Source organism: Shewanella sp. 5_MG-2023 (assembly GCF_030547465.1).
Taxonomy (GTDB): Bacteria; Pseudomonadota; Gammaproteobacteria; order Enterobacterales; family Shewanellaceae; genus Shewanella.
In genome coordinates this window covers 36,400-63,039 of record NZ_JAUORC010000023.1, presented here as the reverse complement: position 1 = coordinate 63,039, position 26,640 = coordinate 36,400, and the positions used below count along the sequence as shown (strand labels likewise).

Here is a 26,640-nt window from a genome sequence, read left to right as displayed (position 1 = left end):
TAGAAAATTAATCCACAATATCAGTAATAAACTGATCACATATGGTTAAGCAGTGCTTCAGATTAGCCTCTAATGTGGTTCCTGACGACTTACGTGGCTTAAAACTATGATCGCCATCGGTTATCCAGCTGACTTTGACTTGTTTATTTATATCCCACTGGGGTATTTCGCTTATACCGCCAAATTTATCCCGCTCACCTTGCACCACCATTAATGGTTTTATGCCATTATTTAACGGCTCAAGTCTCGGCTCTCCGCCTTTTAATGGAACAAAGGGATAACCTAAGCAAATGCAGCCTTTAATTAAGGCGTTAACTGAAGCAGAGATCTCAACCTGCTCATCATTAATGATAAGTTCGTCATCGGTTAACAATGTCGCCGCCATTCTGCCACCCATTGATTTCCCCATTAACACAATGTTTTCGACCACAAGATCATTGTCTTCAATGGTTTGTTCAATGGAATTAAGTAGCCTAGTAAAATGCATTAACAGTTTAGGCGCTCTATCTGGCGGCCTTCTTTTGCCATCTTGCATATTGGCTTGCATATATAAGAAGTTAAAGCGCAATACTTGATAACCTTTAGCAACCAAGCCATTGGCGATATCGACCATAAACTCATGGTGCATATTAGCCCCAGCGCCATGGGCCAATACCACTAATGTTTTACTGGGGTCGCCCTGTAAGATTGATTCAATTTCTAAACTATCGTTTGTTACAGCTGGGCCTAGGGGGGTCATATCATTAGTTTCTTCGATTGTTAGTGACAACAGCATTAATTACTGCGCTATGTGGTTAAGCTTGGGTAAGTTAGCCCTAGCCTGACAGTAATTCACTGCGAGACTCTTCAGCAAACATATCTACCATCCACTCTCTAAAGGCAGCGACTTTACCTAATTCAGAATGATTTTGCTGACACACTAAGTAATAAGCATCTTTGCTGACTAGCACCTCTGAGAACGGACACACCAAGCGGCCTGCTTTTATATCCGGCCTTGCGAGTACGCTGTAACCCAGCGCAATACCTTGGCCATGAGCGGCAGCTTGCAGTACTAACGATGAATGACTAAAGATGGGGCCAGAATTAACATTAATTTCACTAATTCCACATTGCCTAAACCATGCCTGCCAATCATGACGGCTAGAATCGTGCAGTAAGGTATGATTTTTTAAGTCGCTGGGTTTCTCTAATGGTTTAGGTCCATTAAGTAACAGCGGTGAACACACCGGAATGAGCACTTCATTACGCAATTTATCCGCTCTTAAGCCAGGCCAATTACCTTGGCCATAATAGATGGCCACATCTACATCATCAGTCAATGAGCCCGTTTCGCTGTCAACAGCTTTAATGCGTACATCAATATCGGGATTTTGCTCACTAAACTTAGCCAAACGCGGCACAAGCCATTGAATTGCAAAACTTGGTGACATACTTACCGTTAACGAACCAATGGCGCTTCGGGCTAATAATCGGTCGGTTGATTCACCTAATTGGATAAAAATATCTTTAATATCGAGGAAATAACTTTGACCTTCTTCGGTCAATAAAAGCGAACGATTTTTGCGGCGAAACAGCTTTAGGCCTAGAAAATCTTCTAATGCTTTAATTTGATGACTAACAGCAGCCTGAGTAACAAACAACTCTTCAGCGGCACGGGTAAAGCTCAAGTGCCTTGCTGCTGCTTCAAATGCTTTTACCGCGTTCAAAGGTGGCAATCTTCGCGACATAGTGATCCATCTCTCGTTTTTTAATTAGTTTTTCTAATGAATAGCGTTACATTTTGTCGTTTGTAAAGAACACTGTGTTCGGTTAAATTATGACCATCAGATTTATGGTGAGTTGGACAACTTCTACGCAGTGTAAGGGTGTGTCCGCCAGTGTTAAGTCAGCCCGGAGGCGACCTTTATGTTCAATTTAAAATCATTAGCTACAGTAGCTTTACTTTCTTGTTTTGCTTTTACAGCTAGCGCAAATGAAGAAGGCATTGATATCAGCGACCTTCAAGCTTCAATAAACGCAGAGCTTCAACAAAGCATGTCAGAAATGCAAAGTAATGTTCAGGTTGATGTTAACAGCACTTTAGCTGCAGACAAAGAAGTTCAACAGCCAATCACTACCGCTGAAACGCGCACTGCTGATTAATTTACTGTAAAAACAGTAACAAAAAAACCGCATTGACCATTTAAATGGTAATGCGGTTTTTTTATGGGCTGAAATGACTGTCGCAGTTTCAATATGAAATACACATCACAGCCTGCAAAGCTTAAGTAGGAGCATCGACTAGCGATACTCCTTTTACACCATTAAGGGCGGTATACTTTAACGTTGCTGTGACCTTGCTCAGTCAGGTATAACGCTTGTAATTTACTCATTACGCCGCGATCACAGTAGAGTAAATAGGTTTTACTTTTATCTAAATCAGCAAATTGCGTTGCTAATTTAAAGAAAGGAATTTTTAAGATTTCAGTGCCATCAATGCTTAGTGGGTTTTGCTCTTCTTCATCTTGTGCTCTGATATCAATCACAACACTGCCAGCTTCAATTGCATCAACGGTTTCAGTTTCACTTACTGTGGTTTCAACTTTTTCAGCAATTTGCTTAATATCGATAACCACGGCATCTTCTACAATACGGTCAATTAAGTCTTCACTGAATTTAAGCTCTTCAGCTTCAATTTTTGCCAGTACAGCCTTAACGGTTGGCTTTTGCGAAATCACACCACAATATTCAGGAATCGCTTTAGCGAAATCTTCAGTACCAATTTGGCGACTTTCATTGATAATGTCTTGCTTATCCATGGTGATTAATGGACGTAAAATCAATAAATCCGTACAGCGGTCAATTACGTTTAAGTTGGTCAGAGTTTGGCTTGAAACTTGACCTAAACTCTCACCTGTAACCAAAGCTTGGATGTTGTACTTTTCAGCCATTTTAGTGGCGGCGCGCATCATCATACGCTTAAGAATAACGCCCATTTGACCGTTATCAATTTTTTCTAGAATCTCAGCAACCACTGGCTCAAATGGTACAGTCATAAAGCGCACTTTGTGTGACTCGCCATATTTCTGCCACAAATGATAAGCCACTTGCTTAACACCAATCTCATGCTGCGCGCCACCTAAGTTAAAGAAACAATAGTGAGTGCGGGCACCTTTTTTGATGAATTGATAGCTTGATACACCTGAATCAAATCCACCTGAGATAAGCGATAATACATCTTCTTGGGTCGCCATTGGGAAACCACCTAAACCGGGAATACGGCGCACAACCATATACAGTTTTTCATGGTCAATTTCTAAATTAACCGTCATATCTGGATTTTTTAATTTCACACCCACAGCATCTGTGTGCTGGTTTAAACCGCCACCAACGTAACGCTCAACTTCAATTGAATTAAAGTCATGCTTACCAGTACGCTTAACGCGAACACAGAAGGTTTTACCTGCCAATTGCTCTTTATAAACTGGCAGTACTTGCTGGTAGATATCATCCATTGACTCAAAACTGTATTCATCAACTTGAACAACATGAGCAATACCAGGAATACATTCTAAACGCTCAGCAATGGCGTTAATGCGCGTTTGTTCATCGCTGTTGACGTGGATCATAATGCGATCCCATTGACGTTGTACTTTTACTTCGTCATCAACTTTTTTAAGTACATTTCGAATGTTGGTCTCAAGAATTTTAGTAAAACGCATACGAACAGTTTTACTTTTCATCATGATTTCTGGGTATAGCTTTACAATAAACTTCATTGGATTTCCGCGGCAACTGATTTGGATGTTCACTTTTACGACTACGGATTGCGTTGATATTCAGCGCAAAATCAACTCATAAAAGTCAAAAATAATAATGGCTGGAAATTAACCAGCCAACAAAGGCGGGATTATAGCAAAAACTGTCTATATACCAAACACAATAAATTTTATTACACACAATCTTTGAGCTTAGGTGCTAAGGCTGTCATTAAATCTAAATAAAATTAGCAGTCTAAGCAATACTGCAACACAGCGTCAGTGAAACGGCGTTGCGATTACTGGCTATACAGCGCTATTTAAAGCCGATAAAAAGCCGCTTAAGGACTAAGCGGCTAATCTCATCTTATATAAAGAGCGCGTTTCTATGGCTGCTGTGATTGTGGCGCGAGTACTTCTATCTCAGCAGACTCTTTCGCCTTGCCTTGTTCAATAGCAATTTCAACTCGGCGATTACGGCTACGGTTTTTAGCAGAGTCGTTAGCCACTAATGGCGCATTAGATGCCATACCCACCACCCGCATTCTGCTGTCATCAAAGCCTGTCACTTTGGCCAGTTCATGGGCTACTGAGACTGCGCGTTTACTGGATAAGTCCCAATTAGAACTGTAAAGCTCATTGCTAATGTGCATGCCATCGGTATGACCTGATACTGTAATAATGCCGGGAACATCTTTTAATAAGTCACCAATTGAGCGAATAACAGGTTTAAATCTTGGCTGTAAAAAGCCTGAACCCGATGCAAAAGAGCCTTTTTCGCGGATCCGGATAATAATCTGTTGCCCTAACGATTCAATTTCGATGGCGCCATCAACAATTTCCTCATTGAGTTTTTCGGCCATTTTTTTCACTTGGTCGTTAATATTTTCTTGCTCAGACTTCGCTTGGGCTTGCTGAGCCTGTGCTTGTTGCTGGGCCGTCGCTTGAGCATTACCGCCGCGATTATCCCCTTGCTGTTTTTGCACGCCGCCCGCACTGGCATCGTCGCCTGCTTGATACTCAATGGTTTGCTCTGTCATCTCATTGGTTTGCTGATTGATAATTTCAATAGGGGTAGGGTCCGGTTTTCCCGGCCGAAACTCTAACGCAATCACCGAGGTGCCTTTAGGAATATCTTTAACTTCAACTTTATTTTGCACCCCGAAGGCATACTTCATCGAACCGGCAATTTGCTTAAACTTCATCACGTCCATTTCAGAGAATGCCAGCAGCAAAACAAAAAAGCACATCAATAACGACATAAGATCAGCAAAGGTGGCTAGCCATAACGGCGCGCCGGGTGGTGGACAATCACACTTGGCTTTTTTAGCCATGAGCTACTCTCCGTCCGTGGTATCGATTTGACGTTGTTTTTCACCTAGATAATTTTTCAGGAAACCTTCGATAACACGTGGGTTCTGACCATCTTGAATCGCCAAGACCGCATCCATAATCAAATTGCGGTTAAGTAACTCTTCACTCATACGTAATTGCAATTTATCAGCAATCGGGAGCGCCACCATATTGGCGATAATCGCGCCATAAAGCGTGGTTAATAATGCCACCGCCATTGCCGGGCCAATTGATTTAGGGTCATCCATATTCGATAGCATGGCCACTAAACCAATCAAGGTACCAATCATGCCCATGGCTGGGGCCACATCACCTAAGGATTTAAAAATGCCAATGCCGGTTTTATGCCTTTCCTCGGTCAGGGCAATATCTTTTTCTAAGGCTTCACGCACCACATCACCATCATGGCCATCCACTAACATGTCGACCGCTTTTTGCATAAAACTGTTACCGATCTGCGCTTCTTCTAATGCTAAAAAGCCCCCTTTACGGGCTGCATCAGCCATATTCACTGATTGGTCAATTAACTCCTCAGGCTTATCAATTTTAAACATGAAAGCTTTAGCGCCAATTTTTACCGCGCCTAAAAATTGCTTAAGATTATATTTCATCATCACAACGAAAAGAGAACCAATAAGCACAATCATCACCGATGGCGCATCAATAAAAATCGAAATCCCACCACTGTTCACCATAGAACCAATAATAAAAGCGAAGGCGCCTATTAAACCTATTAGGGTTGCTAAATCCACAATTTCTCCTTGAGCGCAGTCTTAATAATGCTGCCTTACTTCTATGAATACCAATGTAACACTCTGAGCTATTAGGACAAATGTTCAAACGAACAAAAAAAACTCATACAGTGACACTTTCATCGATTAATTGGCTGGTTTATCAAAAAAGCATCAAAAAATGCTATTACGACTACCATTATTACTACCATGGATTTCAAACTTCGCTTAAAGCGACCGCTTGACACTGGTATTCATTATCTATATCGGTCAAACTTAGCCCAAGTTTAGGAATATTTTATGAATTATATAAATATTCAGTCACAAAGCGTGCTATTGAGCAAATAAACAACGACTGAATTTGACCCTTAGCGCGGCCTGATATACCTTGTCCCCGCATAATAGAAGGAATAAGAATTGTGGCAAAAAAACCTGAGAATCTAAGTTTTGAAGAATCCTTATCGGAGCTTGAAAACATTGTTGCAGATCTTGAGCAAGGTGAAGTCACTTTAGATAATGCCCTTAAACAATTTGAGCGCGGCATTAAGCTAGTGCGCCAGAGCCAATCTAAGCTAGAACAGGCTCAACAAAAAGTTTCCATCTTATTAAATGAAGACGATACCAACCTCAGCCCATTTACCGTTGAAGGCGAATAAGTGTGTTAGCCCAGTCAATTGAACAATACCAACAACGCGTGAACCAAGTTTTAGCAACTAAACTTGCCCAGCTTGATGACGCTGCCCCTATATTAAAAGCCGCAATGACCCACGGCGCCTTATTGGGCGGCAAACGCATTCGACCTTTTATGGTTTATAGCATTGGTGAAATGTTAGGTGCTGATTTAAAGCAGCTTGATAACGCCGCAGCCGCTATCGAATGTATTCATGCCTACTCATTAATCCATGATGATTTACCTGCCATGGACGATGATGCCCTGCGCCGCGGCCAGCCAACGGTGCATATTGCTTTTGATGAAGCCAGCGCTATCCTTGCAGGCGATGCCCTGCAAACCTTAGCCTTTGAACTTATTTGCGAGCCTAATGAGAGCATTAGCGCCTCTCAGCAACTTGCTATGGTAACCGCTTTAGCTAAAGCATCGGGTTATAGTGGTATGTGCGGCGGACAAGCTATTGATCTAGGCGCCACCAATAAGCGTATAGACCTTGAGCAGCTAACCCTGTTACATAATAAAAAAACCGGTGCCTTAATTAGCTGCGCTGCAGAACTTGCCTTAATCGCGGCATCAGCATCAAGCCTAGACCAACAAATTATCAGAGACTTTGCCGCCAATATTGGCTTAGCCTTTCAAGTACAAGATGACATTTTAGACATCATTGCCAGCACTGAAGAATTAGGTAAACCCCAAGGCAGTGATCAAGAGTCCAATAAAAGCACATTTCCTAAATTATTAGGGCTTAAGGGTGCAAATGAATGCGCCGAGCAACTAATTAACGATGCACTATCAGCGCTGGCAAAATTGACCTACAATAGCCAGTTAATTGCAGACTTCGCCCGCTATATCATTGCGCGAAGAATATAAAGAGACAGTTTACCGCCATATGAGTTTCGATAATTCTCAATTTCCGGTATTAGCTCAAGCTAATACCCCTGACGATTTGAAAAAGCTGCCGCAAGGCATGCTGCCACAGTTATCCGATGAATTAAGACAGTTTTTGCTTAAATCAGTCAGTAACTCAAGTGGCCATTTTGCTTCAGGCCTTGGTACTGTTGAATTAACAGTAGCACTTCATTATGTCTATAATACGCCTTTTGACCGCGTAGTATGGGATGTAGGCCACCAAGCTTACCCCCATAAAATTCTCACTGGTCGTCGTGACAGAATGCATACCATTCGTCAAAAGAACGGTTTACACCCTTTCCCATGGCGTGAAGAAAGTGAGTACGACACCTTTAGTGTCGGGCATTCTGGTACCTCTGTTAGTGCAGCATTAGCCATGGCTGTGGCTGCCCAAAAAGAGCAGAAAAATCGTAAAGTCGTGGCCGTTATCGGTGATGGTGCGATGACCGGCGGTATGGTGTTTGAGGCCATGAACCATGCAGGCGATCTGCACAATGACATGTTAGTGGTGTTAAATGACAATGAAATGTCTATCTCAGAAAATGTCGGCGCACTGAATAACCATTTAGCCCAACTAATGTCAGGCCGCTTCTACACCACCATTCGTGAAAGCAGCAAAAAAGTGCTCAAAGGTATGCCTGTCATTAAAGAAATGGCAAAGCGTACTGAAGAACACCTTAAAGGTATGGTCGTACCTGGAACCTTATTTGAAGAACTAGGTTTTAACTATATTGGCCCGATTGATGGTCATGATGTTGATTCATTAGTTGAAACCCTGCGTAATATGCGCGATTTAAAGGGCCCGCAAATCCTGCATATCATGACTAAAAAAGGTCGTGGATATGAGCCTGCTGAAAAAGATCCTATCGGTTGGCATGCAGTACCTAAATTTGACCACACTCAATTTAGAAAGCCGAAAACAAAACCAAGTTCACCGACATTTTCGCAAATTTTCGGTAAGTGGTTATGTGATGTTGCTGAAAAAGATGACAAGTTACTCGCCATTACACCAGCCATGCGTGAAGGCTCGGGCATGGTTGAGTTTTCACAGCGTTTTCCAAACCAGTATTTTGATGCCGCGATTGCTGAGCAACACGCGGTCACCTTAGGTGCTGGTTTTGCGTGTGAAGGCTACTCAGCTGTTGTCGCTATCTATTCAACTTTCTTGCAGCGTGGTTACGATCAGTTAATTCACGATGTAGCTCTACAGCGCTTACCTGTGTTATTTGCTATCGATCGCGGTGGTATTGTTGGCGCTGATGGCCCAACTCACCAAGGTGCTTTTGATTTAAGCTTCCTGCGTTGTGTTCCCAATATGGTCGTTATGGCACCATCTGATGAAGATGAATGTCGCCAAATGCTCTATACCGGTTATCGCTATAAAGATGGCCCAACGGCGGTTCGCTACCCTCGTGGTTGTGCGACAGGTATTGAACCAACTGAAGAAATGACTCCTATTGCGATTGGTAAAGGCTTGGTTAAACGTCAAAGCCAACAGCAGACGCAACGTGTAGCCATTGTTAACTTTGGTACTACTCTTGCTGCAGCGCTTGAAGCCGCTGAGACGCTCGATGCCACCGTTGCCGATATGCGCTTTGTTAAGCCATTAGATTTAACCCTGCTCGCTGAGCTTGCTCATAGTCATGACGTGATTGTCACCGTTGAAGAAAATGCCATTATGGGCGGTGCGGGTAGCGGCGTCATTGAAGCGCTGCATCAAATGAAAATCTTAAAGCCTGTGCTGCAAATTGGCTTACCTGATGAATTTATCAAGCATGGTGGACCGGATGAAATCATCCAAGAGCTTAAATTAGATGGTGCGGGTGTTTTAGCCCAAATCCAAGACTATTTAAGTTAACCGCCTCAGGGAGTTAAGCCAATTTGATTGGCGCTACTAAAAATCACAAAAAAGGACTGCATTGGCAGTCCTTTTTATTAACTCTTTATTACTAACGCTTGATTACTAACTATTGCTTTGCCAACCCTTTGCTTATTGATTGGCAAACCAAGAAGTCAGTTTTCAATTGTTATGCATTACGCTTGTGTATCAACACTTGCGCCACCTTGAGACACCATAACCATCGCAGGGCGAAGTACACGGTCTTTTAAGATGTAACCTTTTTGCATAACTAGCATCACGGTATCTTTAGGGTATTCTGCACTTGGCTGCATACCGATAGCTTGATGATGATTTGGATTAAATGCTTCACCTAATGGATTAACAAGCACTACGCCATTTTTCTCAACTGCTGCCATTAACCCTTTCATGGTCAATTCAACACCTTCAGCAATCGCTTTAGTTGCTTCATCTTCAGCATCAACACCAGCAAGTGCACGTTCCATATTATCTAATACAGGCAAAAGCTCATTCACGAACTTTTCTAATGCGAAGGCACGGGCTTTTTCAACATCTTTTGCTGCACGAGCGCGGATGTTTGCCGTTTCAGCAGCGGCGCGAATTTCAACATCTTTACGCTCAGCTAAGGCTGCTTGAGTTTCAGCAAGTTGTTGCTCTAATGCTTCAATTTTAAGGTTAGCTTGAGTTAACGCATCAACTTCGGTGGCCTCTTCTGCTGCGACTTCAGTTTCCGTTTCATTGACGACTTCTGCATCAATGATCTCTTGATCTACTTTGTTTGACTCGTTGCTCATTTTCACTCCAGCTAAAAATGCTTTGTTTCTGATTACTATGGGCATATTATGGGGATCATTTTCTTCGTTTCAAGCCTTTGTGCAAATCAAATACTAATATGACTAAAAAGTTTCAAACAATCGGCCTCATTGGCAAGCCACATCATCAAGGTACCAATCGCACTTTAAAGCGTTTGCATCATTGGCTTTCCATGCAAGGCTTCGACATATTAGCCGAAGAGCGAGTGGCTTCTGAGTTAAAAGTTGAAGTGGAATCTGTTGATTTAACTGAATTAGGTGAGCGCTGCGATCTCGCTATTGTCGTCGGTGGTGACGGTAATATGCTCGGCGCCGCGCGGGTATTGTCTCGCTTTGACATTGGGGTTATTGGGGTTAACCGTGGCAACCTTGGTTTTTTAACGGATTTACCACCCGATAACTTTGAAGAATCACTTTCTAAGGTACTTGAAGGCGAATACGATACAGAGAACCGCTTTTTGCTAGAGGCTGAAGTGCATCGTCATGGGATTTTAAAAGCCAGTAACTCTGCGGTTAACGAAGCGGTATTGCATCCGGGTAAAGTGGCGCACATGATCCAGTTTGAGGTCTATATTGATGAGCAATTCATGTATAGCCAACGCGCCGATGGCATGATTGTATCAACCCCAACGGGCTCAACAGCTTATGCCTTGTCTGCTGGCGGCTCAATTTTAACCCCTAACCTGCAAGCATTAATTTTAGTGCCTATGTTCCCTCATACACTATCGTCTCGCCCTATTGTGGTGGATGCATGTAGCACCATAAAATTAGTGGTATCACCGGATAACGGCGAGAACTTAGAAGTCAGCTGTGATGGTCACGTTGATTTAGCTGTGTTGCCTGGGGATGAAATTTTTATTCGCCGTAGCAATAATCATTTAAGAATGATCCACCCTAAAGGCCACAATTACTTTGATGTTTTGCGCGCTAAATTGGGCTGGGGCAGCAAACTGTTTTAAGGGCTAATGTTAGCTGCAGTGGTTGAAAATAACTGATGCTTTAGTAACTGTTGTTACTTTAGTAGCAGTTGTTTTAGGAAAAAATTTAACAACAACCACTGTGATCTAGCCCGTCTAAGCCATGTCACTCAAGCAATTGAGGATTTGCTCTGTTAATAATGCCTCTGATAACGGGTTTAAGCTAATTATCTCTAATCTTGAGTCCATGACTTCATCAAGCTCGTTAATCGACAGCCTGCCATCGACAGCATTAAAAGCGCCAATGCCTTCTTCTGTGATCATTACCGCTTTTATGCGTAGCACCTCATTAAGTAAGCCGTCACACCAGGCAACTAACTTATCAAAGTCAAAACAATGCTCGGCGCTAAAAATCCAGCCAATACTATGCGCTCCTTGCGCTTGATTTAACTTGGTTATAAAACCTTGGCCATTGAACTCATCATCAACCACAGCAGCATTTGAGTCAAACAGTGATTGGCTAGGCTTGGTCACTGACTTGGCTAAATAAGATGCTTGAGTGCTTGAACTGCTGAGACTAATTGCTCGCGGCTTTATCAACGCCCAATAAACATGATTAAGCACATCAGCTGTGTTAGAGGCAATACACAGTTTTTTATCATTAGCTAAGTAAGCTGACAAAGAGGCAAAATCATCTTGCTGATATAAATCGGCCTTGCTGGCGTAAATCACTTCTGCAATGTCTATTTGCTGATTAAAGTTACTATTTTCAGTGTAGCGAGTGTCTTTGAGCTTGCGCGCATCAACCACACATAAGGTTTGATTTAACTGCAATACTTGCTGATTAAACTCATTGGTCAGTACCTTGAGTATTTCAGCAGGATGGCCAAGTCCAGTTGGTTCAATTAACAATCTATCTGGCTTAGCTTTTTGAATAATTTGATTAATCGCCACTTGCATCGGTACGCCTGCAGCGCAACATAAGCAGCCACCAGCAACTTCTTTTATGACCACTTGTTCGGATGAGTTGCAGCCAGTTATCAGGCTCGCATCAATACCCACTTCGCCAAACTCATTAACTAGCACAGCCCAAATTTCACCCTTGGGTTTGATTGCCAGTAACGACACAATTAAGCTGGTTTTACCTGCCCCTAAAAAGCCGGTAATGAGGTTAGTATTAATGCGTTTACGGATCACCTGATAAATTCCACTAAATAACTAAATTAAACCCATGTAAATAATAAGCATTGTGATTATTATTTTTTAGCGTACTTGCCTTGTCTAGTCGGCTTAGCGTTCCCATCAGCACGACTACCTTTACCAGCAGGGCCACTTTTAGCTGCGCCGCCGCGATTTCGGTTGCCACCTTGGCGTTTATGTTTAAACAGCTTTTTAGGTTTTTCAGCATCGACTTCTCTATATCGAGCCGGTAATGGCGCGCCAAGTTCATAACCGGGTAACACTACCACAGGTATTGAGGTGCTAATGAGTGCTTCAATGTCTTCTAACAGCTCCATTTCATTTTGTGCGACCAATGAAATGGCCTGACCGGTTAAGCCTGCGCGGCCCGTACGGCCAATACGGTGAACATAATCTTCAGGCTCTGGGGGTAATTCAAAATTAATCACTAATGGTAAAGCTTCAATATCTAGACCCCTTGCGGCGAGATCGGTCGCTATCATGACGCGCAGCTTACCCGTCTTAAACTCTTCTAAAGCACGGTTGCGAGCGCCTTGAGTTTTGTCACCATGAAATACGGCAGCTTTAATACCATCTAACTTAAACTCTTTAAGTAAGTGCTCAGCCGTTTCTTTTAGGCTGGTAAATACCATCACCTGTTGCCAGTTATTACGGCCAATCAGCTCTGACAGTAACTCTGCTTTACGGCGTTTATCTACTTGATATACCGATTGGGTTACCGTTTCAGCAGGTTTTTGATTCGATATATGCACATACTCGGCATTTTTGAGCATTTTTGCCGCTAAGCTTTTGACATCATTAGAATAGGTCGCTGAAAACATCATGGTTTGATGTTGACGATTGATCATCCGCTTCACTTTTTCGATATCTTTAACAAAACCTAAGTCCAACATGCGATCGGCTTCATCGATAACTAAATGGGTCACAAAGGATAAATCAAGGTCATGCTGACCAATAATATCGAATAATCGCCCAGGAGTTGCTACCAAAATGTCGACACCTTTAGCGAGGGCTTTTCGTTGCGGGTTGATATTCGAACCGCCATAAACCGCGAGGCTCTCAAAGGGTAAAAACTGGGCATAGTTAACCAGATTTTGTTCGATTTGAATCGCCAGCTCGCGAGTTGGGGTCATGATCAGTACCCGTAAACGTTGCCAAGCTGTTTTGCTCTCTTGTTCGGCTATTTCAAGCTCAAGACGAGTTAATAAAGGTAAAGCAAATGCAGCAGTTTTACCGGTACCAGTTTGTGCGCTGGCTAATATATCCTTACCTTCAATAGCTAATGGGATCACAATTTGTTGTACGGGGGTCATATCGCTATAACCACATGTGTTAACCGCATCCAAAATCGGTTGTGACAAGCCTAATGAATCAAAAGTCATATTGTTCTCTGAAAACTACTGTTAAAGGCGCTATTGTAGCGACTTAGGTTAATATTAGCGAAATAAAAACCACAGCTAAATAAAGGCACTTAGGCTTAATGCAATGCATTAACCTGTAAAATCAGCCAAGTACATATAAGTTAGCTCTGTTTTATAACACGCTAAGATATGTTATTTCGGCCTTTAGGTAACACTTTGTATCTTATGGTTTTATTTATTGATTTAATTGGCACATTTTAGCAACATAGGTCTCACAATAATAAAACAACTAATAGGCCTGTGATGAAACTGCTATACCCGTTATTATTTGCATTAACCCTTAGCGCTTGTGGTGGCTCAGACTCTGACTCTCAAGTTCCAGAAACTCCTGAGACTACACCACCTGTCGAACCTACTGAGCTAGTTGCCGATATTTGCTATGTTATGTCGACAACAATGGGCGACATCAGCTTAGCCATCGATACCACTAATACACCCATTACTGGAGCGAATTTTAAACGCTATGTCGATGAGCAGTTTTATGATGGCACACTATTTCACCGCGTTGTCTATCAATTTGTTTCACAAGGCGGTGGCTTTACCACAGGATTAGTGAGCAAGCCTGGCTTTGAAGCTATCACATTAGAAGACAATGTCGGCCTAACTAACGCACGTGGCACCATAGCGATGGCGCGCACCACAGTGGCAGATTCAGCCACATCACAGTTTTATATCAACGCCCTCGATAATCCTCAATTAGATTATTCCAGTGGCCAACGTGGTTATGCGGTTTTTGGTCAAGTGTATGACGGTATGGCTGAAGTGGTCGATCAAATTAACATGGTATCGATTAATAGTAATAGCGTACCTGTAACAGATATCGTCATCAACAGCGTTGAAGAAACCAGCTGCCCACAATGATAACCTAGCAAAAAATTTGTATGTGACTAATGTATAGCGCTTTATTATTAACGCCCGCAACAATTATTGTTGCGGGCTTTTTATTGGTTTACAGCGCAAATAAAACCAAAAGTACAATCAAGATTACACTTCACTAGCAAAATCAGAGCTAGCTCCGCTAATTACGATTAAAACCACAGAAACAACATGAACAAGTTTAAATGTATGAAATAAGTCACAAATTATAGTCAATATGATTGGTAATTTAATGACATTAAAGAATTCTGTATTAATTATTTTAATCATTAAAGAGGTTTCCCATGGCGACTAAATTTTTCATTCCTAGCGTAAATATTCTCGGTCAAGACAGTGTTAATGAAGCAATCAATGACATCAAAACACTGGGCTTTAAGCGCGCACTTATTGTTACTGATGCACCGTTAGTAAAAATTGGTTTAGTTGATAAAGTAGCGGCTAAGCTTATGGACAATGGCATTGCAGTATTTATCTTTGATGGCGTACAACCTAACCCAACCATGGGAAATGTTGAAGCAGGCTTAGCAATGCTTAATGCCAACGAGTGTGATTTTGTTATTTCGTTAGGTGGCGGCTCGCCACATGATTGCGCTAAAGGTATCGCTTTAGTGGCGACCAATGGTGGTAGCATCAAAGACTACGAAGGCTTAGATGTTTCAACAAGACCACAAATGCCGCTAGTCGCAATTAACACTACGGCTGGCACAGCCAGTGAGATGACCCGTTTCTGTATTATTACTGATGAGTCACGTCATATTAAAATGGCGATTGTCGATAAAAACACCACCCCTATTTTGTCAGTAAATGACCCTGAACTCATGGTTGAAAAACCTGCGGCGTTAACAGCCGCAACCGGTATGGATGCATTAACTCATGCGGTGGAAGCTTATGTATCAACAGCTGCGAACCCAATTACCGATGCTTGTGCAATTAAAGCCATCGAGCTGATTAAAGCTAACTTGGTTAATGCGGTTGAACAAGGTGATGATATCAATGCTCGTGAGCAAATGGCTTACGCGCAATTCTTAGCGGGAATGGCATTTAATAATGCTAGCTTAGGTTATGTTCATGCGATGGCCCATCAACTTGGCGGCTTTTATGATTTACCACACGGTGTGTGTAATGCACTATTACTGCCGCATGTACAAGCTTACAATGCGCAAGTGGTGCCAGGTAAATTAAAAGACATTGCTAAAGCAATGGGTGTAGATGTGGCGCAATTAGATGATACTCAAGGCGCAGCGGCTGCAATCGAAGCCATTAAAACCTTGTCTGTTGCAGTCAATATCCCAGCAAATTTAACTGAACTTGGAGTTAACCCAGAAGACATCCCTACACTGGCTGATAATGCGTTAAAAGATGCCTGTGGCCTCACTAACCCAAAACAAGCGACCCATGGTGAGATTTGTGAAATATTCACTAACGCACTATAGGTTACAACCGTAAGTTTCATATATTCGCGGCTCAAGCTGATCCGCGAATAAAGCCTGTCAATGGCTGGCATTCTCTACTAGAGAACAACCTGACTAAAACACAGCTTAAGGCCAATAAAATTGCCATTAAGCTATTGAAATAGCGCCAGCCACAGCGCTAAAAATAATAGTCACACTTAAGTATTCTAACTACAAACTGATACTTTTATTTAATAAATAATACACTTACACACATAACTGTTAACCGCGTCTAACTTCTCAAAATAACCATTGACCTGCCTTAAAATAGGGGTCTATGATGAAGTTACATTCTTAAATAAGTAGGTAAGCTATGACTGCAATCACTCATGTGTATAACTACACAGTAAGATGTCCTCACTATAAAGAAAAAAATAAAACAGCTAGCTGGTTAAACCACATAGAAATCAACCAATCCTCAGAAATTGCACTAAACCGCATCACCAAATGGCACAATGCACCCGGTTCAAAATCATTTGAAAGCGGAAAGTTTGTCGTTAGAAAGTCGGACACCGACAACACTTATTACTCAATGCAAAGCAATCGCCTGTTAAATGATGCCCACGCTATGGTCACCTTTAAGATATTCCTCGATGATTGCTGCCAAGATGCAGATCCAGAGAAAATCATTGCCCACTTAGTCGAAGACTATAACAAGCGTCTTGCTAAAGCTCAGTAACGTTTCCAAGGATTACTGAATCACCGAAAAACGCTGTTATGTTTTTCGGTGACAATCTCAAATATTACCAAAGCCAATACGTGATCCAGTTAACACTATTCCAAACTAGTTAACCATCAGTTCACAGTTCCACACTCTTATTAAGACATCCCAGCTTTGTTTACTATATAAACTGCTTCTCATAATTTTTAACACGCTTTACGACTGCCTTTTAACGCTTCGATATGCTGCGTTCTTTTTTAATCTTATAAATTAACTCGCTTTACTCTGATTACCTTTACATGACAAGTGAGTTTGCAACGCTAAAGCGCATAATTTTTATAAGATTTTGTCGATTCTGTTCCTTGTCGTTAAAGCCATACCGATAAAAATATAACCGAATTATTTTAACTTCACTAAAGGAGCATCTTAGATGCAAGCAGTTCCGAATATCGTCATCGTTGGCGGCGGCGCAGGTGGCATGGAAATCGCCACTAAATTGGGTCATAAAGTTGGTAGAAAAGCCAAAGCAAAAGTCACACTCGTGGATTGTGCCGAAAGCCATGTGTGGAAACCACTGCTTCATGAAGTGGCTACTGGCGCCTTAGATATTGGCATTGATGCAATTAGCTACCGTGGCCACGCCTCAGCACATGGTTACCATTTTCAACAAGGTGCAATGATTGATATTAATCGTGATGATAAACATATTATTTTAGCGCCAATTAATGATGAAAACGGGGATGAACTCTTACCCGCTCGTCATATTCCTTATGACTATTTAGTGATTGCCATTGGCAGCGTAGCCAATGACTTTAATATTCCTGGCGTCAAAGAGCACAGCCTGTTTTTAGATAACACTGAACAAGCGATGCAAATTCGTAAGCTGTTATTAAATAAATTTATGCGCTATGCCAGTCATCATCAACTGGATGATAAAATAAAAATTGCTGTGGTAGGTGCAGGTGCGACTGGTGTGGAAATGTCGGCTGAAATGCATCATGCGGTAGAGCAACTCAGTGGCTTTGGCTATAAAATTGATACCAGTTTGCTGGAAGTTTCCCTCATTGAAGCTGATGAGCGCATTTTACCTAAAGTCGGCAAAGTAGAAATTTCTGACTCAGTGACCCGTGAACTCAAGCAATTGGGAGTGAAGGTCATGACAAACACCCGCATTACACAAGTGACACCAGAAGGCTTATCGACAACAGATAACACCTTGATCCCTGCAGATATGGTTATATGGTCAACAGGTGTTAAAGCACCAAACTTTTTAAATAATATTGGTGGTCTTGAAAGTAATCATATTAACCAAGTGATGGTGAAGCAAAATATGCAAACCACCCTAGACCCCTCAATCTTCTCTATTGGCGATTGTGCAGCTTGCCCACAAGCTGATGGCAGCTGGGTACCTCCACGAGGCCAGTCAGCAAGACAAATGGCATTAATGACAGCTGATAACATTATGTTGATGCTTGCTGGCAAAGATCCTAAAAATGAATACGTTTACAAAGATTTAGGTTCGCTGGTGAACCTGTCGAAGTTCCACACTGTCGGTAACCTAATGTCATTTATGGGTGGCGGGGTTTTGGTTGAGGGTAAAATTGCCCGTTTTGTTTACACCTCACTTTATCGTCGTCACTTAATTGAGCTGCACGGTGTGGTGAAAGGCACCTTAATGATGCTGGCAAAAGGGATCAGCCGCATTATTCATCCGCATCTTAAATTACACTAAAGTGGAATTAGGCGCTTAAGCGCTAACTGATAAAGATAAAACATTAACCTTGCCAGCTTTAGATCAATTAAAGCTGGCAAGGTTAACGCCAGTGAACGACTCTATTGGGGCTAGTTTGCTAAACACTTACCTTTACCGGTACTCGCAATGATTAAACCATCCCCTTAGGCGGCATTCGCTCTAATGCCATGAGGGATCGGTAAACCTCTTTCATTAATGTTCACAAACACAATTTTATCGATATAAGCGATCGGTGCATTGCTAAGGCTATTTCTCACTTTACATCTTAATGTAATAGAACTTTGCCCTAAGCTAATGGCTTCCATACCAAACTCAATCACATCACCCATTTTAGCGGGACTCATAAAATTAATTTCTGACACTAACTTAGCCATTAGCTGCTTACTGTGCATTTGACAGCGGGCAAATATCGACGCTTCTTGATTAAGCCACATCAGTAGCTGGCCACAACATAGACTTTGTTCTGCATTTAAATTTACTGGTTTTACAATATGACGGCCTAAATATTCCATAATATTGCTCCTTGAATTACTATACCACTTTATAGGTAGCAACTTTAAAGCCAACTCTTCAAGCTGTTGAAATAATTAAAAATGATAAAACCATGATTTAAATATGGTCTCTTAACTGCGCCATAATATTACAACCTCAGTACTTGCTTGCACCAAAAAAAAGCACCTCTTGGCAGAAGTGCTTTTAAAGACAATCAATAACTGATTGAGCGCTCATTTATGGGTGCCACATTTGAGCTAAGACAGTTTTATCTGGATTATTTATTATTCAGCTGGACAATTATTTGCTTCAAGGTAGTGATAAAAGTCACAATATCCTGCCGGCTAATATCTTTGTGGGTCACCAAGCGTAATGACGATGACGGACTGATAATGATGCCCTTTTGCGCCAATAGTAAAGCGAGATGCTTGACATCATATGCCTTATCTAAAGATGCAAACACCATATTAGTTTGAACTAAATTGATATCCACTGAAAACTCAGGCATTTCAGATAACAGCTGTGCTAAAAGCGCGGCATTATCATGATCTTCTGCCAACCTATCCACTTGCTCGGTAATAGCCAATTGGGCTGCTGCTGCAATAATACCCGCTTGCCTCATACCGCCACCGAGCACTTTACGCCAGCGTATAGCTTTTTGTATTAAGCGCTCATCCCCAAGCAATATTGAACCTATTGGCGCAGCTAAGCCCTTTGATAAGCAAATTGAAACCGAATCAAAATACTGAGTAATCTCACTAATGGGTATATTTTGTGCCACTGCAGCATTCGCTACGCGCGCGCCATCTAAGTGGATTTTTAAATTATGATTAAAGGCTAATGCTTGGGCATCAGCAAGGTATTTCTGCGGTAACACCTTACCACCAATGGTATTTTCAAGGCTCAATAAACGAGTATGCGCAAAATGAATATCATTAGGCTTAATAGCAGCTTCAATATCTGCAAGTAAAATTGAACCGTCTGGCTGATTGTTTAACGGTTGCGGTTGAATACTGCCCAGTACTGCTGCCCCGCCACCTTCAAATTTATAATTATGAGCCTGTTGACCACAAAGGTACTCATCACCTCGCTCACAATGTGCCATTAAGGCCAATAAATTAGCTTGAGTACCAGAACTAACAAACAAAGCACTATCAAAGCCATATAAGTCAGCAGCCATATCTTGTAAATGGTTTACCGTGGGATCATCACCATAAACATCATCGCCAACCTCGGCATTCGCCATGGCTTTACGCATGACATCTGTGGGTTTTGTTACCGTATCACTGCGAAAATCAATCATATCCACTCTCAATAAACTGGCGCGAGTACTGTTTCTAGTACTGTAAAATTAGCTTATTCTACCCCAGTTATTCGTGCTTAAGCTTGTGCTAGTCGGCAGAAATTTTATTTAATGCCGATAATGCGGCGTCGTAATCTGGATGATTAGCCACCTCAGCTACAAGTTCTTTATATTTGAGTGTTCCGTTCGTATCAATAATCAAAATAGCTCTCGCAAGTAAACCGCGGTCTTTGATCAGTAAACCATATTTATGACCAAAATCTCGCCATACAGCATCTGATAGCACTGTTATTTTATCCACTTGCTCTGCCTGACAAAAACGCTTTTGAGCAAAAGGTAAATCGGTGCTAATAGTTAACATCACCACATTGTCGTTGTATTGACTGACTGATTTATTAAATCGCTTAGTCTGCAACGCACAGACCCCAGTATCTAAGCTAGGCACAGCACTAATTAATACGGTTTTTCCTTTAAAGTCAGCCAGGCTTATGGGCTCGAATATCTCATTAACAAGGGTAAAGTCAGGCGCTTGAGTATTAACGCTTAATTGCTGGCCTACTAACTCCATCGGCTTACCGCCCATAGTAATTGTCGTCACTTCACTGCCAACACTGACATTAGGCAAGGTAAGTGCAATAACCACTGCGACTGAAGATAGAATATTATTGTACATTTTTAACCTCACGAAATCATTGCGATAAAATGGCCATAAAAAAGCCAGCATAATAGCTGGCTTTGTGAACAAAATGCACTAAATAGGCTATTTAGCTGGCATTTCTTTTAAATGTAAATCCATTTGTGGGAATGGAATTTCAATAGCTGCAGCATCTAGCGCATTCTTAATCTGTTCTAGTAACTCAAAATGAGCTGGCCAGTAATCGGCAGTGTTAACCCATGGACGAACCACGAAGTTAATAGAACAATCTGCTAGTTCACCTAGTGCAACAGTGTATGCAGGATCTTTAAGAACATATTGATTATTGTCTAATACAGAAGAGATAACTTTCTTGGTTGCTGCGATATCTGAGGTGTAACCCACACCGATAACTAAATCAACTCGACGTGTTTCTTTAGTTGAGTAATTAATAATAGTGCCATCCATCATCGCTGAGTTTGGAGCAATAATGGTCTTGTTATCGCCAGTACGAAGTTTAGTTGAGAAAATAGTTATTTCTTCAATCACTCCCGCTACACCAGCGGCTTCAACAAAATCACCTACACGACAAGGGCGGAAGATAACCATCAACACACCTGCGGCAAAATTTGACAATGAACCTTGCAGCGCTAAACCTACAGCTAAACCTGCAGCACCCAATACAGCGACTAGTGATGCTGTTTGTACGCCAATTTGACCTAAGGTTGCGATAATCGTAAATACAAATACCACGCCCCAAACCAAATTACCGACAAATGATGCTACGGTTTCATCAATTTTACGGCCCAGTAATAGTTTTGTAGTTAATTTCTTAGCTACGTTAGATAGATATTTACCTACGATAAATATCAAAATGGCCATCACAACTTTTAATCCATAAGTGATTAAAAATTCAGGCGCTTGTGCCATCAAACTCTCGATGCTTTCCATGGTTTACTCCCTTTATTAATAATAATTATTCAAACTTGAATTCAACGCGTCTATTTTTTTGCCTACCTAGCGCGGTACGATTTGTTGATATGGGAGCCAAACTCCCCATACCACTAACTTCTATTACATCGGCATCAATCGCAAACTGCTCGACCAAAATATCTTTAACTGATTGGGCTCTTTTTACTGACAAACTGGCGTTTAATTGCTCACTACCAATGTTGTCGGTGTGACCTAGTAAAGAAATACTAACAAGCTTATTGTCCTTAATGAGCTGGTGCGCCCGCTCAATACTGGGTAATTGCGACCTTAACACCCGAGACTGGCCAAAATTAAAATATATCGGGCTGACGCTCACTAAGCCCAAGCTTTGCTGGCAACCGTTGGCAAGTACAGCTGTATTAATCTGTGTATTGGGACAGGCATCTTTTTTATCTGGTACGCCATCAAGATCACTATCAACCCAAGCAAGCACTGAACTGCTAAAAACTAAGCTGCATAAACAAACAAGTTGTCGATACAAGATCCTGCCTCCGCCATCAAAGTCAGTTAATTACACTCAATGGCCAGACACTTAATATGCAATAAAACTAAAAATTGTTTTTTTGACACTAAAATCCAATGAGTTACATTTTATATACTTGTTAAAAATTTGCAAAGCGTTTACACAATTAAAACAAGTATAGATTCTATTTGTCAGCCCGCTAACCGACCTCATACTAAATAATCGTCACAAATTCTGTTATCCGTTGTTATGGTGACTTTAATAGCATTTGCCAGCTAAAAGCTTGCCAACTAGCACCAAAAAACCAACAAAGGTATCTTTAGCTTGCGGTTAAAAACTGATCCAACGTCTACATTTAGATTCTCAGATCGCCCGCAGCCATTGACTTTTAAGACCTATAAGATGTATATAAGGGTAGCTTTTTATGGTTTTAATCCTTAAAACTTTAAAATGACAACATTTACTATAATAAATAAACAACAAAGTGATTAGATTTAAAGCAACTAAATTGAAACGAGACAGAATGTAATTCTGAAAATATCAATACGTTGAACATAATCACAATTGCAAACAACAATTTCTGTGGCGACAGTGGTCCCGCAGGCAAATCACAAGCTTAAGGTGGAAGACTTAATGAGCAATGCAAAACCACAGGGGACCATGCTTGGTCATCCCAAGGGGCTTTTCCTGCTGTTTACAACAGAACTATGGGAAAGATTCAGTTATTACGCTATGCGTGCCATTTTGGTGCTCTATCTGGTCGATAAAGTACAAACAGAGGGCGGCCATGGTTTAGGTTGGTCCCAAGCAGATGCAATTTCACTTTATGGTACTTTTACTGGTCTTGTATATTTAACCCCACTCATTGGTGGATGGCTAGCCGATGCCTATTTAGGTCAACGTAGAGCAATTATGATTGGTGGCGCCTTAATGGCCGCGGGTCAGTTCCTATTAGCATTACCTCATAGCTGGATCCCTGGTCAAGAAACAATGATGTTCTATATTGGCCTAGGTACACTTATTATTGGTAACGGTCTATTTAAGCCAAATATTTCTACCATGGTTGGTGACTTATACGAAGAAGGCGATCATCGTCGTGATGGTGCATTTACTATCTTCTATATGGGTATTAACGTTGGTGCATTCCTGTCTGGTATTATCGTAGGTTCTGTTGTTGCAGCCTATGATGGCAACTTCCAAATGGGCTTCTTATGTGCTGGTATCGGTATGATATTCTCACTTATCATCCAGTTTATCTTCTCTCAAAAGCTACTTGGTGACATCGGCCGTTACCCTGCTGCAAAGCTTGAAAAAGAAAGAGACGCCGCTGCAGGTAATGTTCGTAAAGAACCTCTGACTAAAATTGAACGTGATCGCATTAAAGTGATCATGGTTATGGGTCTATTTACTATTATTTTCTGGGCGGGCTTTGAGCAAGCTGGTGGTTTACTTAACTTATTCACCCACGACTTTACCGACAGAATGATTGGCGGCTGGGAAGTACCTACCACTTGGTTCCAATCACTTAACGCTATGTTCATTGTTATTTTTGCACCAGTGATTGCTTCTATTTGGGTACGCCTTGGTAAGAATGAGCCTAACTCTCCTGTTAAGTTTGCCTTAGGTCTAGTGTTACTTGGTATTGGTTTCCTATTCATGATCGGTGCAGTACTTGAAATGGGTGGCGATGCAAACGCTAAGTCAAGCATGTGGTGGTTAGTCGGTGCATACTTCTTCCATACCATGGGTGAATTATGTTTATCTCCAATTGGTTTATCAATGGTCACTAAATTGGCTCCTCTGCGTATTGCATCATTAATGATGGGCGCATGGTTCCTATTTATCGCTATTGCGAACAAAATTGGCGGCGTAGTTGGCTCATTTATTGGACATGACGGCGGCAAAGAAGAGCAACTTGCAAACGCAATGGCTATCTTCGCTGGTATCGCGATTACTTCTGCTATTTCAGGTATTATTCTTTACTTCATGGCAGACAAGTTAGTTAGCTGGATGCACGGTGCTGAAGGTCACAACGAAACTGAAGAACAAGCGTTAACTGAAGAAATTGCAGTGACGGCTGAACATGAAGCAATAAAGCATTAATACTTAGCTTTAGTGCATCATGAATTAAAAAACCTCGCCATTTGCGAGGTTTTTTATTTCAGCTTTATTTATCCAATACTGTGTTTATGACGTGGGCAGCTTGCATTTAATCTATTACAGCTTAAGAGCTAACTCCATAAAGCCGCCAGCGGCTAGCGCTTCATCATAGAACAAGCCATTAAATTGGTTATTCAGTAATCGAGCTCGATGATTTGCATCACTGCTGACAATACAGATCTTTTCTTCTGGCAGTAAACTCCTAAACTGCATACTAGGCTTATTCCACTCATCTGAGCCTAGTTGTCGTGAAGGTGAAATCGCCAATGGTGCTAAACCGTTATTATTACGTAAATAGCAACGCAGTCCGCTACCAGCTTGGCCAATCGCAACTCTGAAGTGTTCAAGCTCAACACACACATACACCATATCCACATACAAGTTCAGGCCTGAAGTCACCATACGCTCATTCAAGTAGCTCAGCATATTGTAAGGCTCGATTAAGGTATTACTGACGCCATTACGGTATTGTTTTAATTTTTGGTTAACAAAGCTTCGCATTAATACACAGCCGAATGCGGCGCGATTATCTTCAGGATAAAAATGCGCCATGTACATCATTAAATGCTTATCTCCCACCATAGTGGAATCGATAAAATAAGCACTTACATCACTATTTTTACACAAGCTATAGTGAACATCGGCGTTAGGGTAACCAATATTTGAGGTAGGAAACAATTGCTGCTGCACACTCTTAGCTGCTTCAGCACTGCTTTCCAGTAGGCTAAAGTTATCAGCTAATTCTTGATATGATAAATCTTCGCTCATCTTAGCGGCAGAGTTGATAACTGCATGGCTGTCATTAAAATCAAGCTTATCGGACTGAGCCTGCGGCGCTATAGCTTGTTCAATGGCTTGCTGGATGATAAAAAGATCAGAAACGGGTTTGACTAAGTAATCGCTGGCGCCATAGCGCAAAGCTTCCACGACATCAGCCATCACATTATTACCTGATATGACAATTGAAGGGACTGAAGGGTTTAACTCGATTATCTGTTTAAGCATACCAAGGCCCCCTAAGCGTGGCATGCTTAAATCAGCAATGACGATATCAACAGGCTGTGCTTGAAAGGCTTTGACGCCCTCTTCACCATTTTCTGCTTCAAAAACCACAGCGCCTTGCTGAGTTAAAAAGTCAGCGACTAACTGCCTAAAAACTGCATCATCTTCAACTAATAACACGGCGACATTGGTTAATGCCATAAAACTCCCCCGATAGCACTGCTGTCGAAGAAGCCTCATCGTTCAGCAATATCACTCAAGCTCTAATAAATATTCTTCTAGTAATTCATCATCATCTTGTTTGACTGGCACGTTGCCATCATAAACTTTGTAATCCATATATTGAAAATAGGCTTCTTTGACAAATGTGTATGGATCAAGTGCATTATCTAATAGACGTTCTTGATCGATGGCTGATGCTCGTGAGTCGAGGTTTTTCAAGCCCCACTTAAGGACTGACTGCCATAACAAGAACTCTGACAAAGGAAAGTATAGACTATCAACCCAATCTGAGGCGAGTTCCCTTGTCACATAAGGACCAAAAAAAGGCGCCATAAAATAAGGGCCGTTTGGCACGCCGTAATAACCTAACACTTCATTGAAGGCATCTTGTTTGCGGGTCATGCCCATCATGTCTGCCACATCAATCACCCCAAAAAGTCCTAGAGTGGTATTAACGGTAAATCGGCCACCAGCATTGGCTGCCCAGCCCCACTTACCTTGTAATGCGTTATTCACTAACGAACTTGGTTCTTCAAAGTTACGCACAAAATTATTAACCCCAGACTTTACTGGTGTTGGCAAATAATCATTATATCCATGGGCTATGGGGCGGAAAAAATGACGATCAAGATAGTGGTAATTAAAATCCCACATGGCACGGTTAAATCCCTCTATGGGATCGCGAGGATCATCATAGATGACTTCGACATCAGGCTTGTTTGCCTGCTGAATAGGTTCGGCTTTTAATGAAAAAACACTGCAAGCCATCAATAAAGAAAGCAACAACAATTTATACTTCATACATCTCTCTTTCGGGACAATTCAATACTGAAATACTCTGAGTTAAGGGTCTATTTCAGTCGCGCTAGATTACAAATTCAACTTGTATTCACTTACCAGTAAAGCTTACAGATTAACTCTAGCAAAGATTTACATTGAAGATTAAAGCAAAGGACTATCAAGTCGATACAGTCTGTATAACCTATTCTGTGTAACGCTATTTAAGTTAGCCAAATAAACTT

General features: G+C 41.6%; 25 protein-coding genes. 10 read left to right on the top strand and 15 right to left on the bottom strand.

Annotation, left to right across the window (positions count from 1 at the left end; all coding sequences use genetic code 11):
* Positions 1-7 precede the first annotated feature (7 nt).
* The gene (locus tag Q4557_RS14460) at positions 8-739 is read right to left on the bottom strand and encodes an alpha/beta family hydrolase (protein WP_102439549.1); all 732 of its coding nucleotides are present in this window, start codon (positions 737-739) and stop codon (positions 8-10) included.
* Between the two features lie 76 nt (positions 740-815).
* On the bottom strand, positions 816-1,727 hold the full coding sequence (locus Q4557_RS14455; RefSeq protein ID WP_076540323.1) for a transcriptional regulator GcvA: 912 nt from the start codon (positions 1,725-1,727) through the stop codon (positions 816-818).
* A 178-nt stretch (positions 1,728-1,905) separates the two neighbouring features.
* On the opposite strand from Q4557_RS14455, the gene Q4557_RS14450 reads away from it, so the two are divergent.
* Positions 1,906-2,142, top strand: a complete 237-nt coding sequence (locus Q4557_RS14450; protein WP_102439526.1) for a hypothetical protein — start codon at positions 1,906-1,908, stop codon at positions 2,140-2,142.
* 161 nt (positions 2,143-2,303) lie between these two features.
* Here Q4557_RS14450 and thiI read toward each other — a convergent pair whose 3' ends face one another.
* The 3 genes from thiI to pomA form a co-directional block, all read right to left on the bottom strand.
* Entirely contained in the window at positions 2,304-3,758 is a 1,455-nt protein-coding gene (thiI, locus tag Q4557_RS14445) for a tRNA uracil 4-sulfurtransferase ThiI (protein ID WP_102439525.1), read from the bottom strand.
* Positions 3,759-4,123: 365 nt separating this feature from the next.
* Entirely contained in the window at positions 4,124-5,071 is a 948-nt protein-coding gene (locus Q4557_RS14440) for a flagellar motor protein MotB (protein WP_303413552.1), read from the bottom strand.
* 3 nt (positions 5,072-5,074) lie between these two features.
* Positions 5,075-5,842, bottom strand: a complete 768-nt coding sequence (pomA, locus tag Q4557_RS14435; RefSeq protein ID WP_102439523.1) for a flagellar motor protein PomA — start codon at positions 5,840-5,842, stop codon at positions 5,075-5,077.
* Positions 5,843-6,240: 398 nt separating this feature from the next.
* Between pomA and xseB the strand changes: the two genes are divergently transcribed.
* From xseB to dxs, 3 genes are read left to right on the top strand one after another with little or no spacing between them, the layout of a single operon-like run.
* Complete coding sequence (gene xseB / locus Q4557_RS14430) at positions 6,241-6,477, top strand: exodeoxyribonuclease VII small subunit (RefSeq protein ID WP_076540313.1); 237 nt, start codon at positions 6,241-6,243, stop codon at positions 6,475-6,477.
* A 2-nt stretch (positions 6,478-6,479) separates the two neighbouring features.
* Entirely contained in the window at positions 6,480-7,361 is an 882-nt protein-coding gene (gene ispA, locus Q4557_RS14425; RefSeq protein WP_102439522.1) for a (2E,6E)-farnesyl diphosphate synthase, read from the top strand.
* Between the two features lie 19 nt (positions 7,362-7,380).
* The gene (dxs, locus tag Q4557_RS14420; RefSeq protein WP_303413548.1) at positions 7,381-9,258 is read left to right on the top strand and encodes a 1-deoxy-D-xylulose-5-phosphate synthase; all 1,878 of its coding nucleotides are present in this window, start codon (positions 7,381-7,383) and stop codon (positions 9,256-9,258) included.
* Between the two features lie 176 nt (positions 9,259-9,434).
* Here the strand turns inward: dxs and grpE are convergent, their stop codons facing one another.
* Entirely contained in the window at positions 9,435-10,052 is a 618-nt protein-coding gene (gene grpE, locus Q4557_RS14415; RefSeq protein ID WP_076540307.1) for a nucleotide exchange factor GrpE, read from the bottom strand.
* A 98-nt stretch (positions 10,053-10,150) separates the two neighbouring features.
* On the opposite strand from grpE, the gene nadK reads away from it, so the two are divergent.
* Positions 10,151-11,029, top strand: a complete 879-nt coding sequence (gene nadK, locus Q4557_RS14410) for an NAD(+) kinase (RefSeq protein ID WP_102439520.1) — start codon at positions 10,151-10,153, stop codon at positions 11,027-11,029.
* Between the two features lie 114 nt (positions 11,030-11,143).
* Here nadK and Q4557_RS14405 read toward each other — a convergent pair whose 3' ends face one another.
* Positions 11,144-12,184, bottom strand: coding sequence for a GTP-binding protein (locus tag Q4557_RS14405; protein ID WP_303413544.1), 1,041 nt, complete (start codon positions 12,182-12,184; stop codon positions 11,144-11,146).
* A 59-nt stretch (positions 12,185-12,243) separates the two neighbouring features.
* Positions 12,244-13,569: a DEAD/DEAH box helicase gene (locus Q4557_RS14400; protein WP_102439518.1), complete on the bottom strand. Its 1,326-nt coding sequence runs from the start codon at positions 13,567-13,569 to the stop codon at positions 12,244-12,246.
* A gap of 282 nt (positions 13,570-13,851) precedes the next feature.
* On the opposite strand from Q4557_RS14400, the gene Q4557_RS14395 reads away from it, so the two are divergent.
* From Q4557_RS14395 to Q4557_RS14380, 4 genes are all read left to right on the top strand, one after another.
* Positions 13,852-14,469, top strand: coding sequence for a peptidylprolyl isomerase (locus tag Q4557_RS14395; protein ID WP_102439517.1), 618 nt, complete (start codon positions 13,852-13,854; stop codon positions 14,467-14,469).
* 299 nt (positions 14,470-14,768) lie between these two features.
* Positions 14,769-15,917, top strand: coding sequence for an L-threonine dehydrogenase (gene yiaY / locus Q4557_RS14390; protein ID WP_102439516.1), 1,149 nt, complete (start codon positions 14,769-14,771; stop codon positions 15,915-15,917).
* 331 nt (positions 15,918-16,248) lie between these two features.
* Positions 16,249-16,614 (top strand): cytoplasmic protein, encoded by a 366-nt coding sequence (locus tag Q4557_RS14385; RefSeq protein ID WP_303413540.1) that lies wholly within the window; start codon positions 16,249-16,251, stop codon positions 16,612-16,614.
* 412 nt (positions 16,615-17,026) lie between these two features.
* On the top strand, positions 17,027-18,328 hold the full coding sequence (locus Q4557_RS14380) for an NAD(P)/FAD-dependent oxidoreductase (RefSeq protein WP_102439514.1): 1,302 nt from the start codon (positions 17,027-17,029) through the stop codon (positions 18,326-18,328).
* 164 nt (positions 18,329-18,492) lie between these two features.
* Here Q4557_RS14380 and Q4557_RS14375 read toward each other — a convergent pair whose 3' ends face one another.
* The 5 genes from Q4557_RS14375 to Q4557_RS14355 form a co-directional block, all read right to left on the bottom strand.
* A complete protein-coding gene (locus Q4557_RS14375) occupies positions 18,493-18,861 on the bottom strand; it encodes a hotdog domain-containing protein (RefSeq protein WP_076540291.1) in 369 nt (122 codons plus the stop codon).
* Positions 18,862-19,118: 257 nt separating this feature from the next.
* Positions 19,119-20,144: a low-specificity L-threonine aldolase gene (gene ltaE / locus Q4557_RS14370; protein WP_303413538.1), complete on the bottom strand. Its 1,026-nt coding sequence runs from the start codon at positions 20,142-20,144 to the stop codon at positions 19,119-19,121.
* Positions 20,145-20,232: 88 nt separating this feature from the next.
* Positions 20,233-20,817, bottom strand: coding sequence for a thiol peroxidase (tpx, locus tag Q4557_RS14365; RefSeq protein ID WP_102439548.1), 585 nt, complete (start codon positions 20,815-20,817; stop codon positions 20,233-20,235).
* Between the two features lie 87 nt (positions 20,818-20,904).
* Complete coding sequence (locus Q4557_RS14360; protein ID WP_102439512.1) at positions 20,905-21,729, bottom strand: mechanosensitive ion channel family protein; 825 nt, start codon at positions 21,727-21,729, stop codon at positions 20,905-20,907.
* A gap of 25 nt (positions 21,730-21,754) precedes the next feature.
* Positions 21,755-22,252, bottom strand: a complete 498-nt coding sequence (locus Q4557_RS14355; RefSeq protein WP_277869331.1) for an OmpA family protein — start codon at positions 22,250-22,252, stop codon at positions 21,755-21,757.
* A gap of 615 nt (positions 22,253-22,867) precedes the next feature.
* Here Q4557_RS14355 and Q4557_RS14350 point away from each other — a divergent pair.
* Entirely contained in the window at positions 22,868-24,337 is a 1,470-nt protein-coding gene (locus Q4557_RS14350; RefSeq protein ID WP_303413535.1) for a peptide MFS transporter, read from the top strand.
* A gap of 114 nt (positions 24,338-24,451) precedes the next feature.
* On the opposite strand, the gene Q4557_RS14345 is transcribed toward Q4557_RS14350, so the two are convergent.
* On the bottom strand, positions 24,452-25,597 hold the full coding sequence (locus Q4557_RS14345) for a response regulator (RefSeq protein ID WP_102439509.1): 1,146 nt from the start codon (positions 25,595-25,597) through the stop codon (positions 24,452-24,454).
* 51 nt (positions 25,598-25,648) lie between these two features.
* Positions 25,649-26,386, bottom strand: coding sequence for a VacJ family lipoprotein (locus Q4557_RS14340; RefSeq protein WP_241901018.1), 738 nt, complete (start codon positions 26,384-26,386; stop codon positions 25,649-25,651).
* Between the last annotated feature and the right edge of the window lie 254 nt (positions 26,387-26,640).